Raw genomic sequence first — 13337 nt, 5'->3', positions numbered from 1 at the left:
TGAACGCGGTGGTACGGCGGCCGACCGCGTACGACGCCACATTCGCTGCGCAATACATGCAAATTGCACCACGGGTTGCGATTCCTCCCCCGCCGTTCTCCTCCGCGCCGTCCCGCGTTCGCGTCGGTCGCCCAAGCCCGCTGTCAGTCCTCCTCGGGCGCGGCCGACTCCAGCCAGCTGTCGATGGCGCGGAGCCTGCGGTCGCAGTCGGCGACACCGGCACCGTCGCCGAGCATCAGGCACGAGTCGCGCAGCCGTTCCAGCGCGGCCCGCTGGCCCCGGTGGTCGCCCATCTCCCGGCGGATGACGATCTCGTCCAGGAAGCGGTCGACGGACCGGGAGTGCCGGCCGAGCCGCTGGGAGGCGCGCCCCATGGTGTGCAGCGACATGGCCTGCTCGCGGGTGTCGCCCAGCTCGGCGGCCATGCCGTGGGCCCGCTCGCCGGTCTCCAGCGCCTCCTCCGCGCGGCCGAGCTCCAGGTAGATCGCGGCCAGATGGACCAGCGCGGTGCCCTCGCCGTGCCGGTCGCCGACCTCGACGAGCAGCCGCAGCGCCTCCAGCTCCTTCTTCAGCGCCTCCTCGGGACGGCCCCTGGCCCGCAGGACGGCGGCGATGGTGTCCATCCCCACGCCCATCCCGTACCAGTCGCCGATCTCCTGCCGGATGGCCAGCGCCTGCTGGGCGGCCTGCTCGGCCTCCTCGTACAGGTGCAGCCGCAGGTAGGTGCGGGCGAGGCTGCCCAGCGTCCCGGCGAGCCCGCCCTTGGCGCCGAGCCGGTGCCACAGGTCCAGCGCCTCCAGGCCGAGAACGAACGCCTCCTGGTCGCGCTCGAGCCGCCGCATGACCATCGAGAGGTGCTCGAGGTCGTGCGCCTCCCCGTGCAGGTCGCCGATCTCCCGGCGGATCTCCAGGGCGCGGACGAGATGCTCGCGGGCCTCCCGGTAGCGGCCGAGCCGCCAGTGCACGATCCCGGTCTGCGCCAGCGCCTCGGCCTCCCCGGAGCGGTTGCCGGTCTCGCGGTGCAGCCGCAGCGCCTCGCCGCAGTGGGTGAACGCCTCGGCGAACCGGGTGGCGTCGCACATGAGCATGCCGAGCGTCGACAGCGCCCTGGCCTCCCCATGGCGTGCCCCAAGGGACCGATAGGTGCGCAGGGCTTGCTCGGCGTCCTGCAGGGCCAGGTCACGCAGGCCCAGGGCGGCGTTCATGCGGGCGAGTTCGGTGAGCGCCTGCGCGGCGCCGTACAGGTCCGACAGGTCCTGCCTGATGTAGAGCGCCTCCAGCGCGTGCGAGACGGCCTCGTGTACGGCGCCGCGCCGCCGGTGCACCCGCGCCAGGGTCAGCAGCGTCTCCGCGACGCCCGGCATCTCCCCGATCTCCCGCCGGATGTTCAGCGCCTCGCCCGCATGGTCCAGGGCCGCGTCGTAGTCGGCCAGGCCTATGTAGGCGGTGGCGAGGGTCTCGTGTCCCTTGGCCACGCCGCCTCCGTTGCCGAGGGCCTCATGGATGTTCAGGGAGCGGCGCGCGTGCTCGATCGCCGTCAGGTAGCGCCCCAGCGACGCGTGCACATCGGCGAGCGTCGCCTGCGCCACGGCCTCACCGAAGCGGTCGGGCGGTTCGACCGAGCGGAAGCCGCGCCGCGCGTCCTCGCCGTAGCCGATGGCCTGGACGGACAGGCCCAGCTCGAAGTGCGCGACCGCCAGGTTGTGCAGCATGACGGCGGCGGCCTGCCAGTCCTCCTCCGCGCGGGCGGCCCGCAGGCCCGCCTGGTGTACGGCGATGTTGTCCTGGCTGTAACGGCGGAACGCCTGGAAGTCGAACAGGGCGTCCGCCAGTTCCCAGCACGTCCGGTGCAGTCCCAGCCGTGCCGCCTGGTGCACCGCGGCGACCAGGTTGCGGCGTTCGGCCTCGAACCACGACAGGGCGACGGTCCGTACGGCGGACTCCGGCTGCGGGCCCTCCCGCCCGTCCAGCACGGGGCGCCGCGTACGGGGCAGATGCGCGCCCGCCCGCCGCGCCTCGGCCAGGTACCGGCCGAGCAGGCGGCGCTGCGCCGCGAGGCGCTCGTTGTCGGCGTCCTCGCCGAGCCCGCGCTCGCGGGCGAAGTCGCGCAGCAGGTCGTGCATGCGGTAGCGGCCGGGGCCGAGGTCCTGGACGAGGTGCGCCTGGCGCAGGTCCTCCAGGCACTCGCCCGCCTCCTCCTCCGGCGCGTCCAGCAGGGCGGCCAGGGCGCCGGCGTCGAAGTCGGGCCCGGCGATGAGCCCCAGCAGCCGGAACGCCTCGCGCCGGTCGCGCCGCAGGCCCCGGTAGGCGATGTCGAACATGGGGCTCAGCACGGTGGTCAGGCCCTGCCCGACGGCCGGTGAACCCCGCCCGACGGCAGGCGAGGTGTCCGCCAGCTCCCGTACCGTCTCGGCGACCGACTCCCCGGGGTTCTCCGCGAGCCGCGCGGCCATGATGGCCAAGGCCAGGGGCAGGTGGCCGCACTCGCGCGCGAGCCGTTCGACCGCCCGGTTCTCCTCCCGGACCCGCCTGTCCCCGGGGCCCAGCACGCCCGCGATGAGGTCCACCGCCTCCTGCGTCGCCATCTCGCGCAGCTCCAGGGTCCGGATGTCGGCCCCCTCCACCAGCGCCGGCAGCCGCCGCTGCGTGGTCACCACGACCAGGCCCGAGGTGACGGCCGCGACGACCGGGCGGATCTGCTCGGCCTCCGAGGCGTTGTCCAGGATCAGCAGCACCCGCCGGCCGGCCAGCAGCGAGCGGCACTGCGCCGCCAGCTCCCGCTCGGTCCGCGGCAGCAGGTCGCCCTGGACGCCGACGCCGCGCAGCACCTGCCCCATCGCCTCCGCCGGGGTGGCGGTCGCGCGCAGGTCCACGAAGATCGAGCCGTCCGGGAACCGGTCGGCGGCCCGGTGCGCCCAGTGCAGCGCGAGGGTGGTCTTCCCGACGCCGGCCATGCCCTGGACGATCACCGCGCGGGGCAGCTCGGCCTGCGACACCAGCAGATCGAGCTTGCCGAGGCTGACCGCCCGCCCGGCGAAGAACGGCTTGGCCTCCGGCAGCCGCGGCGTCCGGGCCGGCGGCTCCAGCCGGACGGGCGCGCGCGCCGCGATCCTGGTGGCCTCCAGCGGAGGCTGGGGCGGCCGTACGGCGGCGTCGGGCCACTCGTCGCCCCAGGGGCTGGCGGCCCGGCGCAGCGCGTCGGGATCCAGGATGGTCAGCGGGCGCGGCTTGCGGTCCAGGATCCCCCGCGACCGCCAGAGCCGGAACCAGCGCACCAGCGTCTCCCGCGAGATGCCCGACCAGTTGGCCAGCTCCGCCTGGCTCATCCGCAGCGGGATCTCCACGCCCCGCGCCGTCCGCCTCCCGAACCGGTGCGCCAGCTCCAGCAGGTGGTACGCCAGGCGCTGCTGGTGCTCGGCCGACCGGACCGCGTGCCGCCGCCCCCCGAACGTGGTGGTGCGCGCGAGCGTGTGCATCATCGCCTCGGCGACCCGCGGGTTGGCGGCCATCAGGCTGCCGAACTTCTCCCGGTCCAGCCGCAGCGTCGCCACGTGGTCCAGGGCCGCGACCGTGGCGCGCTGGGGATGCCCCCACGGGGCCAGCGCGCCCACCAGGTCGCCCGGCCCCACCAGGTCGATGATCGACTCATCGCCCTCGCTGGAGTCCACGAACTCCTTGGCCACCACGTCGCTGGTGGTGCGCGCGCCCAGCTTGAACACCACGTGCACGCCGGCCGCGATCACCCCCTGGTGGCACAGCATGCCGCCCGGCGGGATGTCGGTACGCCGTCCCATCGCGCGCAGCGCCTGCCGGTCGGTGTCGCCCAGCCGCTCCCAGAAGCTGCCGGGCCGCGCGTCATGGTCGGCCATGGCTCACCCCGCCGCCGTCATGATCGTCGTCCAGAGCAGGAAGGCCCCGCCGGTCCCCACCGCCCAGACCACCGCCTGCCAGGACAGCTCGGCGCACCGGTAGGCCGCCCCCAGCAGCCGGCGCAGCTCGGCGTCGCGCACCCGCGGTTCGACGTCGGCGCTGAGGCCGAACGGCGTCCACGGCACGCCCGGGTCGAGCGGGGCTCCCGTGCCCGCTCGTACCGCGCCCAGCGCCGACACCATCGTCCGCCGGGCCCGTACCGCGAGGCTCGCCGCCATCGCGAACGGTCCCACCACGGGGGTCAGCAGCACCAGCGGTATCACTCCCGCCACCATCTGAGTGATGACCCCGGCCGCCACCAGCGTCAGCAGCATCGCGGCGATGGCGGCGTCATGCGCACAGAGCCGCAGCAGCGTGCACGCGTGCCCGAGCAGTTCTTCGGGCGTGCCGGTGAGCACCGGTGCGTCGTGAGGCGAACGTGTCTCGTGACGCGAACGGAAAACCGTAGCCAACGCGCCCTCCAAGGTCGAAACTGCCCTTGCGTACTCGATACTGGGGCATCGCGCCGGAGACGTCCGTCCGGAACGGCACTCTTCGACTGAGTCCGGTGACTCATTCTGGCTGCGGGCCCCTTGCGGGGCCACCCCCGGCGATGGGGGAGGATGGTCACAGCACCACGGACGGAGACGCATATGGGCTACACGGGAACCGTCGAAGTCGGCGGCAAGGCCGAGGTACGGGAACTCGACGGGCTGACCATCACCAAGGTCGCGGTCGGCCCTTACGACAACAACGCCTACCTGCTGCGCTGCACCGCCACCGGTGAGCAGCTCCTCATCGACGCCGCCAACGAGGGCCCGCGCCTGCTGGAGCTGATCGGCGACGCCCCGCTGGCCCGCATCGTCACCACGCACCGCCACCAGGACCACTGGATGGCCCTGGCGGAGCTGGTCGAGGCCACCGGCGCCCCCGTCGTGGCCCACCCGTTCGACGCCGAGGCCCTCCCCGTTCCGGTGGCCGAGCCGGCCGAGCACGGCTCCACCGTCCAGGTGGGCGAGGCGTCACTGGACGTCATCCACCTGCGCGGCCACACGCCGGGCTCGATCGCCCTGCTGTACGCGGGGGACGACCGCCCCCACCTGTTCACCGGCGACAGCCTCTTCCCCGGCGGCGTCGGCAACACCTGGGGCGACGAGGGCCGCTTCAAGCAGCTCCTGACCGACGTCACCGAGCGCGTCTTCGACCCGCTGCCCGACACCACCTGGTTCTATCCCGGCCACGGCAAGGACTCCACCCTGGGCCGCGAGCGGCCGAGCATCCCCGAATGGTGGAACCGCGGCTGGTAGCCGGGAACGGCGGGGCGACCGCGCCCTCTGGAGTACCCTCCGGTAACGGAGGAGGCCGCCTTTCGGTCATAGGAACCACTGGTCACAGGTGTTCGTTTTCCCAACCACCAGTGATTCCGGGGGCCGAGACCAGGAGATGCGTGATCCGCGAACTCAAGAAGGCGGAGCCGGAGGCGGGGGCCGGCGCCGAGCTGCGCTTTCCCGCCGGCTCCCTCGTGCTCGTGGCCGGGCTGCCCGGCGCGGGTAAGAGCACGCTGCTGGAGCGGCTCTACCGGCTGGGCGGTGAGGAGACGGCCCCCGTCGCGATCGACGGCGGCTTCGTGATCGACTCCCGCCAGGCCCGCAACCGGTGGTCGCACCGGCTGCGGCTGGTCCCTGCCCGGGCCAGGGTGCCCCTGGTGAACGCCACGCACGTCTGGTGGATCGCCCGCGCGGTCAGGAGGGGCGAGGGCGTGGTGGCCCACACCCGCGGCACGTGGCCGCACATCCTGCGCATGTTCTCCTGGCTGGCCGCCCGGCACGGCGGCCAGGTGCATCTGGTCCTCATCGACGTGGACCCGCGTACGGCGCTGGAAGGGCAGCGCGCCCGCGGCCGGGTGGTGGCCACCATGACCTTCGCGCGGCACTGCCGCCGCTGGCATCCCCTGCTGGAACGCGCCCGTGACGGCGCGGTGCCTCCGGCCGCCACGGTCACCCTGCTGTCGCGCACCGAGGTGGACGCCCTGACCGCGATCCGCTTCCGCTGAGCACGCGGGTCGGCCGAGCACCCGGGTCGACTGAGCACGCAGGTCAGCCGAGGGTGGCGAACCAGCGCGCGATCATCGCGGTGCCGGCCACGTTGGCGCCCAGATGGCGGGACTCCCCGTAGGTCCGCTCCCCCACGTCCACGACCGGCACGTCCGCACCCGACGCGGCGAACGCGTCGCGGCAGTGGTCGGTGTTCGCGGTGACCGCCTGCTCGTCCCGGCTGATCTTGTAGAGCCGGAGCGGTGCGCGCGGCGTCCAGCCCGAGCAGACCTCGTCCCGGCGCAGGGCTTCGGCGAACCGGCCCGACGGCTCGCGCAGCATGGCGAACCCGTCCTTCGTGAGCAGCTCGTCCAGCGTGCCGGGCAGGCCGGCGAGCATCTCCTGGCCGGGAGTGGTGCCGTCGAAGAACCTCTCCACGCGATCCGCGTACGGGGCCTGGAAGAGTTCGGACGGCGAGTCGTACAGGCCGTAGACGCGGTTCCAGGAGGTCAGCAGGTACGAGGTGTACGCGACGGCCAGCTTCGGGGGCAGCGGCGAAGGCACCTCGTCGCTCAGCATCGCCGGCAGCTGGGCGCCCCGGAAGTCGTACCCGCCGGCGATCGGAGCCACCGCGCGGACGCGGAACCACCGGTCGTACTGCAGTGCCCTGGCGAGGCCCAGCGCGCTGGAAGCACCCTGGGAGAACCCGGTGACCAGCACGTCGCGGTCCAGGGTCCGGCCGGTACGGACCACGGCGCGGCGGGCGGCGCGCAGCATGTCCAGCGAGGCGGTCGTCTCCGAGGCCACGTGCTTCCAGGGGTGGACGCCCGGTCCCTTGCCCAGGCCGAGGTAGTCGGGCGCGACGGCGGCGAAGCCCGCGGCGGCATAGGTGACCGCCGGGCCCGGGCCCCAGACGTCGCTGAACATCGACGGCGCATCGGGCTTGTAGCTCATCGTCCCGTGGGTGTACGAGACGGTCCGCAGGTGCCTTTGGTGGTTGCGGGGCAGCACCAGCAGCCCGCTGGCGGTGGTGGGCCGCTTCCTGGCGTCGACGGTGCGGTAGACGACCTGGTAGGCGTCCACCCCGTACCGTACGGACGACACGTCGAAATCGTCACCGGCCAGCCACGCGCGCACCTGCTTCGCGGTGAACCCGCGAACGTGCACGGCCGACACGACGTGGCCGCGCTGGACGGAGTCCCGTGCGTGGACGGCACGTACGCCGTCCTGGGACGGCACGGCCAGCGCGGGCGCGGCCATCGTGGTAACGGCCAGCCCGGCGCCGATGGCGGCGGCGGCCAGGGTGGTGCTGACGCGGTTCATGAGGATCCCCTCGTGCTGGACCGGCCTCGTCGCCGGCCGGAGTACAGCGTCCGACGGGACGAGCCGGACGGGCATCACGCATGAAGGTGATCTCGCAAGTGGCTCTGAGGACAGACGCGGCCGGGCCCGCGTGGCACCATGGTCTCCGTCCGGGCGGCGCGGGAGAGGGACATTGATGCGGTCGAGGCCCTTCCGTCTCGCTCTGTGGGGGCTGGTGCCGTGCGTGTTGGCGGCGGGCTGCGGTACGCCCTCCACGGCCTCCACCGGGACCCAGGACGTACCTCCCCCGACCGCCACGGCAGGCACGCCGTCCTCGGCCCCCACCACGCCCACGAGTTCCGCGACCGTGCCGAGTCCTGCGCTCCAGCCGCTCGGCAAGGCGGAGTCGTGGCGTATCACCACGTATTACACGGCGGTCCAGTCGTTCCACGGCGGGAAGCCCAAGGCGGTACGCGGCTGCCCCGAGCTGCACTGCAAGTGGGGCAAGACGCCGCTCGGTGCGTACCCGGAGGACTTCCTGAAGATCATCCAGACCGAGGGCAGCGGCCGGATCACCGGCGGCCCGCAGCGCGGCCGGTACCTCAACTGGTCGAGCAGTACCGGCTGGTGGCTGGACGACACCACCCGCGACTCGACGGCGCGCCCGCTGAAGGCCTGGTCCTCGGCGGCGGCCGACCGGGACGTGATCACCCGCGGCCGGCGCTTCAGGATCCTCGACTGCGGCAAGGACTGGAAGGGACGACCGGTGCCGTCCCGGGTGTGCGACCGGTTCCGCGCGGCCACCTGGACGGTGACGGACCTGTTCCGTCCCGGGTACGGGGGCGAGCACCACGCCGACGTCTACATCGGCGAGGAGACCGGGCCCGACTTCACGAAGTCGCCGTACTACACGACCCTGCGCAAGGCCACGATCGCCGGGAGCTAGCGGGCCTCGCGGGGTACGGCCAGCACGGTGGGCTCGGTACGGCCGCGCAGCACGACCTCGTCGCCCAGCAGCCAGTGGGCCGACTCCTCCGGCCCCGCCTCCTCGACGAGCCGGCCCGCCGCGAGCACCCGGCCCTCGGTGTTCTTGGCCAGGTCGGTCAGGCGGGCGGCCTCGTTGACCGGGTCACCGATGACGGTGTACTCGTAGCGTTCCTCGGCGCCGATGTGCCCGGCGACGGCCTCGCCCGCCGACACGCCGACGGCGGCGCTCAGGGCGGGGACCTCCGCGCGCAGCCGGGCGGCCAGCGCGCGGGCCGCCGCCAGCGCCCGTACGGAGGAGTCCGGCAGCGGCAGCGGCGCCCCGAACACCGCCAGCGCCGCGTCCCCCTCGAACTTGTTGATCCAGCCGCCGTGCTCGCCGATCGTCTCCACCACCACGGCGAAGAAGTCGTTCAGCAGCTTGACCACCTCGGTGGGGGGCCGGTCGGCGGCCAGCCGGGTGGAGCCGATGATGTCCACGAACACCACCGCGACCTCGCGCAGCTCGCCGCCGAGGTCGATCCCGCCCTCCAGCGCGACCTTGGCGACGTCCTCGCCGACCTGGCGGCCGAACAGGTCCTGCAGCCGGGCGTGCTCGCGCAGCCCGGCGGCCATGTGGTTGAAGCCGGCCTGGAGCAGGCCGATCTCGCTGGCGTCGTAGACCGGGACCTCCACGTCGAGGTCGCCGCGCTCGATCCGGGCCAGCCCGAGCCGTACCGACTCCACCGGGTCGGCGATCGCGCGGGCGGCCCCGTAGGTGACGCCCAGCCCGACGACGAGCGAGGTGCCGCCCAGCGCGAGGACGGCCAGGGCGAAGTCGCGCAGCGTGACCCGGTTGATCAGGAACGAGCCCACCGCCAGCACGATCAGGCCGAGGATCGGGACCGCCGTGCCGAGCCCCCAGGCCAGCACGGACCGCGCGACCACGCCGGGCAGGCCGCTGCGGCGCGGCGTCCCGGTGGCCAGCGCGGTGGTCACCGAGCGCCGCAGCAGCCGCTCGGTGAGCAGGTAGACGATGGTGCAGGTGGTCAGGCCGCCGAGCAGGCTGGTGAGGCCGAGCTTGACCGCCACCAGCCAGGAGAACGGGAGGTTGATCAGGACCCAGCCGACCGTGCCGATCCCCCACAGCGTCAGGTGCAGGCCCATCAGGCGCAGCGGCCCGTACAGCAGCAGCGACCGCTCGTGCTTGTCGGGGGCGCCGTGCCGTTCGGCCAGCCGCCGGACCCGCCGGAAGAACCGCTCGCCCAGCAGCAGCCCGACCGGCACCGCCGCGATCACGTACGCGCTGAACAGGACGAAGTTGAACGTGCGCAGCCGTCCGGAGCCCTCGCCCTCGGGATCGGGCACCACGATCGTGAAGAGCAGCACGACGAGGGCCCCGCCCAGGTTGGCCAGGCCGGTCGACACGGTGACCAGGAGCCGGGCGCGGCGCGCGACCAGGGCGCGCGAGTCGCCGGGACGGCCGTCGATCAGGCGCCAGAAGGGCCCGAGAAGGCTCCCGCGGGTGCGCGCACCCGTCCCTTCCGTCGCATCTGTCTCCATGGGGGTGCAGATTAGCCGCTCAGCGTGACCGATCTGACACCCGCCCGTCAGACACGGCTCGGCTCGTCAGACAGGGACCGGCTCGAGCAGCCGGTGCGGGCTGCGCAGCGCCACGCTGACCGGGTCCTGCCGCGCGGCGTCCAGGCCGGGACCGGGGTGGATCTCCAGTTCCTCCGGCGGCACGACCCGCCCGCAGGCCGGGCACGCACCGCCGGCGTCGATCGGCTCCGAGCAGCCGATGTGGACGAACAGGCGGCACGGCCCGCGGTCGGAGAAGTTGCGGTCGCCCCAGCGGGCCAGCGAGTGGACGATGGGCCACAGGTCGCGGCCCGTCCCGGTGAGCACGTAGTCGTGCCCCTGCTTGTCCAGGACGCCGGTGTCCACGAGGGACTGGAGCCGGGCGGAGAGGACCGCGCGCGGGATGTCCAGGTGGGTCTGGAAATGACCGAACCGGCGGACCCCGTACAGCGCGTCCCGGACGATCAGCAGCGTCCAGCGTTCCCCCACGACCTCCAGCGCGCGGGCGAGCGAGCATTCCTGCTTGACATAGTCCTTGCCGAGTGCCATGCCCTCACAGTACCGCCCGTCCAGTTCGGTCACCGAACCACGCGTGTTACGGTCATCCCACCTTGGTTCGATGACCGAACTCGCGAATGGGAACAGGATGACGACACTGGCCACGCCCCGTGCCTGGCAGCCCCGTGCTTGGCGGCGGCGGAACGGCGCGTCGGGTGCCGGCGGCGCGCTGGCGATCCCGGCCGCCGCGACGCTGCTGGCGCTGATGAACTACACCGCGCCGCTGGCGATGCTGACCGACACGGCCGCCGGGCTGGGCTCCGGGGCCACCGCGCAGATCTGGCTGATGAGCTCGATCAGCCTCGGTCTCGCGGCGGCGCTGCTCCCGGTCGGGAGCCTGGCCGACGATCACGGCCGCAAGCGGGTGTTCGTGCTCGGCGCCGCACTGCTGGCGGTCTCCAGCGCGGCGTGCGCGGTCGCGCCGGGCTCGGCGGTGTTCGTCGCGGGCCGGATCGTCCAGGGCGCCGCCAGCGCCGCCCTGATCGCGGCGGGGCTGGGCCTCATCGGCGCCACCTTCGCCGGTCCCCGCCGCGCGCACGCCACCGGGATCTGGGGTGCCATGGTCGGGCTGGGCATCGCCCTCGGCCCGATCGCCGCCGCCGGGCTCGGCGTGCTGGCCGGCTGGCGGCTCTGGTACTGGTTCACGGTCGCCGCGGCGGCCCTGCTGGCCGTCGTCGCGGCCCGTACGCTGCGCGAGTCCCGCGCCGAGCGGCGCCGCGGCCTGGACGTGCCGGGCGCGGTCACGATGAGCCTGGGCGTCACCGCGCTCCTGTCGGCGGTCACGCTCGGGCGGCTGGGCTGGGGCCGCCCCGAGGTCGGCGGCCTCCTGGTGCTCGCGGCCGTGCTGCTGGCCGCGTTCGTGGTGGTGCAGGCCCGCCGCCGCGAGCCGATGCTGGACCTCGGCCTCCTCCGGCGGCCCCGCTTCCTGCTGTCGATCGTCGGCGCGCTGGTCACCGGCCTGGGGATCATCGGCGTGATGAGCTTCGTGCCGACCGTCCTGTACGTGACGCTGGGCATGGGCCCCCTGACCACCGCGTTCCTGCTGGCGATCTGGTCGGGGCTGTCGTTCGTCGCGGCGGCGCAGGCCCGGCGGCTGCCGGCGCGGCTGCCGGCGGCGCGGCTGCTGGCCGTCGCGCTGGCACTGAACGCCGCCGGCCAGCTCGCCCTGCTGGGCTTCGGCCCGGACGGGCACTGGTGGCGGCTGGTCCCGGGCCTGGTCGTGGCCGGATTCGGCAGCGGCCTGGGCAACGCCATGCTGGCGCGCATCGCCGTGGAGAGCGTGCCGCCCGAACGCGCGAGCATGGGGTCGGGCGCCAACAACACCGCGCGCTACATCGGCGCCTCGCTCGGCGTGGCGCTGGTCGGCGCGATCGTCACCGGAACCGGCTCCGGCCACGCGAGCCCGGCCGAGGCGTACGGCCACGGCGCCGATGTGGCGATCGTGGTCTGCAGCGCCATCGCCCTGCTCGGCGCCGTGTTCGCGGCCCTCGTACCCGACCGGGACTGAACCCGGCCGGCACCGAGCGGTATCAGGCCAGTTCCTCGATGAACTCGGTGAGCTGGGCCAGGTTGCGGCACTCGTGCATCGGGACGATCTCGCCGTAGCGGGACGCGGCCGAGTCTCCGGTGTCCCACTGGGAGCGGGGCTCGGGGTTGAGCCAGTACGCGTGCCGGGCCCGTCCCGCCATCTCCTTCAGGATCGGCAGCGACAGCTCGCCGTAGTTGGAACGGGCGTCGCCCAGCACGAGCAGGGAGGTCCTGGACGTGATCGCGTCGGCGTACTTGCGGTCGAACACCTTGATGGCGTGGCCGTAGTTGCTGCGCCCGGTGATCCAGACCAGGTCGGCCTCGCTCGCCAGCCGGGCCATCGCGTCCACCACGTCCACCCCGGGCGCGAAGAACCTGGTGATCTCGTCGGTCGCGTCGATGAACGCGAACGCCCGTACCTTGCTGAACTGCTCCCGCAGCGCGAACGTCAGCAGCAGCGTGAAGTGCGCGAACGCCGACACCGAGTCGCTGGCGTCGCACAGGATGACCAGCTCGGGCTTGTGCGGGCGGCGGGGGCGGTGATGGGTGGTCAGCGGTACGCCGCCGCTGGCCAGCGACGCCCGCACGGTGCGGCGGAAGTCCAGCCGGCCCCGGTTGCCGGCCCGCTGCTTCTGCTGCAGCCGGGTCGCCAGCCGCCGCGCCAGCGGGTAGACCTCGCGGCGCAGCGCGGCCAGGTCGGCGCGGGCCGCGCGGCCGAAGTCGAGCCGTTCCAGCGGCGGCCGGACGACCATCCGCGCGGTCCGCTCGACCCCGGTGTCCTCGGCGATCCGCCGCCGCACCTCGCCCGCGACCATGTTCTCGAACCGCGCGATCCGGGACCTGAAGTTCTGCCGGGCCACCCGCTCGGCCATCCCGCCGCGCTCCTGGCCGTTCAGGACGGCGTTGAGCAGGCTCGACATCAGCGTCTCGGGCGACATCGCCCGCAGCACCCCGGAGGAGAACCACGACTCCTGGCCGGGCGTCTGCCCGTACTCGGCCACGGCCGACCGGACGAACTGGCGCAGCCCCGCCTCGTCGCCCGACAGCAGCAGCTCGTACAGCTCCCGGCGGCGCGCCTGGACCTCGGGGTCCAGCGGCGGCGGTACGCGGCGCTCGCCGGGATCGCGGCGCCGCCTGACCCCCGGATCGACCGCGGCACCGTCGCCCAGCGCCGCCGGGAACCACAGGTCGAACAGCGTGTCGAAGGTGGTCCGGTGCGCGGGCCGCTTGACCAGCGTGGCGGCGTACGCGGCGCGCAGCGCCTCCCGGTCGACCAGGTCGATCACCTGCATCGCGCGGACCGCGTCCAGGCCCTCGGCGACCGACACCGGCAGCCCGGCCTCGCGCAGCGCCGCCGTGAAACCCGTGTGCCGGTCGACCAGGGAGCGCCGGCCGGCGGCGGCGCCCCGGTCGGCGCCCTGGTCGGCGGCGGCGCGCCGGTCGCCCGCGGAGGAGGTCATCGCG

10 protein-coding genes are annotated in these 13337 nt (G+C 73.8%); 4 read left to right on the top strand and 6 right to left on the bottom strand.

Going from position 1 to position 13337, the window contains the following annotated elements; all coding sequences use genetic code 11:
• Positions 1-143: 143 nt before the first annotated feature.
• Positions 144-3869, bottom strand: a complete 3726-nt coding sequence (locus ACH34Q_RS38865; protein ID WP_395988189.1) for a tetratricopeptide repeat protein — start codon at positions 3867-3869, stop codon at positions 144-146.
• A 3-nt stretch (positions 3870-3872) separates the two neighbouring features.
• Entirely contained in the window at positions 3873-4328 is a 456-nt protein-coding gene (locus tag ACH34Q_RS38860) for a hypothetical protein (protein WP_395988188.1), read from the bottom strand.
• A 234-nt stretch (positions 4329-4562) separates the two neighbouring features.
• On the opposite strand from ACH34Q_RS38860, the gene ACH34Q_RS38855 reads away from it, so the two are divergent.
• Together ACH34Q_RS38855 and ACH34Q_RS38850 are read left to right on the top strand one after the other, a co-directional pair.
• Positions 4563-5216 carry an MBL fold metallo-hydrolase gene (locus ACH34Q_RS38855; RefSeq protein ID WP_395988187.1) on the top strand — a complete coding sequence of 218 codons (654 nt, stop codon included), beginning with the start codon at positions 4563-4565 and terminating at the stop codon, positions 5214-5216.
• Positions 5217-5356: 140 nt separating this feature from the next.
• Complete coding sequence (locus ACH34Q_RS38850; protein ID WP_395988186.1) at positions 5357-5962, top strand: AAA family ATPase; 606 nt, start codon at positions 5357-5359, stop codon at positions 5960-5962.
• A gap of 43 nt (positions 5963-6005) precedes the next feature.
• Here ACH34Q_RS38850 and ACH34Q_RS38845 read toward each other — a convergent pair whose 3' ends face one another.
• On the bottom strand, positions 6006-7265 hold the full coding sequence (locus tag ACH34Q_RS38845; protein ID WP_395988185.1) for a hypothetical protein: 1260 nt from the start codon (positions 7263-7265) through the stop codon (positions 6006-6008).
• Between the two features lie 346 nt (positions 7266-7611).
• Between ACH34Q_RS38845 and ACH34Q_RS38840 the strand changes: the two genes are divergently transcribed.
• Positions 7612-8190: a hypothetical protein gene (locus ACH34Q_RS38840; RefSeq protein WP_395988184.1), complete on the top strand. Its 579-nt coding sequence runs from the start codon at positions 7612-7614 to the stop codon at positions 8188-8190.
• On the opposite strand, the gene ACH34Q_RS38835 is transcribed toward ACH34Q_RS38840, so the two are convergent.
• Positions 8187-9770, bottom strand: coding sequence for an adenylate/guanylate cyclase domain-containing protein (locus ACH34Q_RS38835; protein WP_395988183.1), 1584 nt, complete (start codon positions 9768-9770; stop codon positions 8187-8189). The two genes, ACH34Q_RS38840 and ACH34Q_RS38835, sit on opposite strands and share 4 nt — an antisense overlap.
• A 66-nt stretch (positions 9771-9836) precedes the next feature.
• Complete coding sequence (locus tag ACH34Q_RS38830) at positions 9837-10337, bottom strand: winged helix-turn-helix transcriptional regulator (RefSeq protein WP_395988182.1); 501 nt, start codon at positions 10335-10337, stop codon at positions 9837-9839.
• A gap of 70 nt (positions 10338-10407) precedes the next feature.
• Between ACH34Q_RS38830 and ACH34Q_RS38825 the strand changes: the two genes are divergently transcribed.
• Positions 10408-11853, top strand: a complete 1446-nt coding sequence (locus tag ACH34Q_RS38825) for an MFS transporter (RefSeq protein ID WP_395988181.1) — start codon at positions 10408-10410, stop codon at positions 11851-11853.
• Positions 11854-11875: 22 nt separating this feature from the next.
• On the opposite strand, the gene ACH34Q_RS38820 is transcribed toward ACH34Q_RS38825, so the two are convergent.
• Positions 11876-13333, bottom strand: coding sequence for a VWA domain-containing protein (locus ACH34Q_RS38820; RefSeq protein ID WP_395988180.1), 1458 nt, complete (start codon positions 13331-13333; stop codon positions 11876-11878).
• Positions 13334-13337: the final 4 nt, after the last annotated feature.

Source organism: Actinomadura sp. 9N407 (assembly GCF_044326315.1).
In the GTDB taxonomy this organism is placed as follows: Bacteria; Actinomycetota; Actinomycetes; order Streptosporangiales; family Streptosporangiaceae; genus Spirillospora.
This window is presented reverse-complemented; position numbering and strand designations above follow the sequence as displayed.

Bases quoted from the DNA above. Each gene is read 5' to 3' on its own strand.
- ACH34Q_RS38865 (WP_395988189.1), bottom strand. From the start codon at position 3,869: ATGGCCGACCATGACGCGCGGCCCGGCAGCTTCTGGGAGCGGCTGGGC.
- ACH34Q_RS38830 (WP_395988182.1), bottom strand. From the start codon at position 10,337: ATGGCACTCGGCAAGGACTATGTCAAGCAGGAATGCTCGCTCGCCCGC.
- ACH34Q_RS38820 (WP_395988180.1), bottom strand. From the start codon at position 13,333: ATGACCTCCTCCGCGGGCGACCGGCGCGCCGCCGCCGACCAGGGCGCC.
- ACH34Q_RS38835 (WP_395988183.1), bottom strand. From the start codon at position 9,770: ATGGAGACAGATGCGACGGAAGGGACGGGTGCGCGCACCCGCGGGAGC.
- ACH34Q_RS38825 (WP_395988181.1), top strand. From the start codon at position 10,408: ATGACCGAACTCGCGAATGGGAACAGGATGACGACACTGGCCACGCCC.
- ACH34Q_RS38855 (WP_395988187.1), top strand. From the start codon at position 4,563: ATGGGCTACACGGGAACCGTCGAAGTCGGCGGCAAGGCCGAGGTACGG.
- ACH34Q_RS38845 (WP_395988185.1), bottom strand. From the start codon at position 7,265: ATGAACCGCGTCAGCACCACCCTGGCCGCCGCCGCCATCGGCGCCGGG.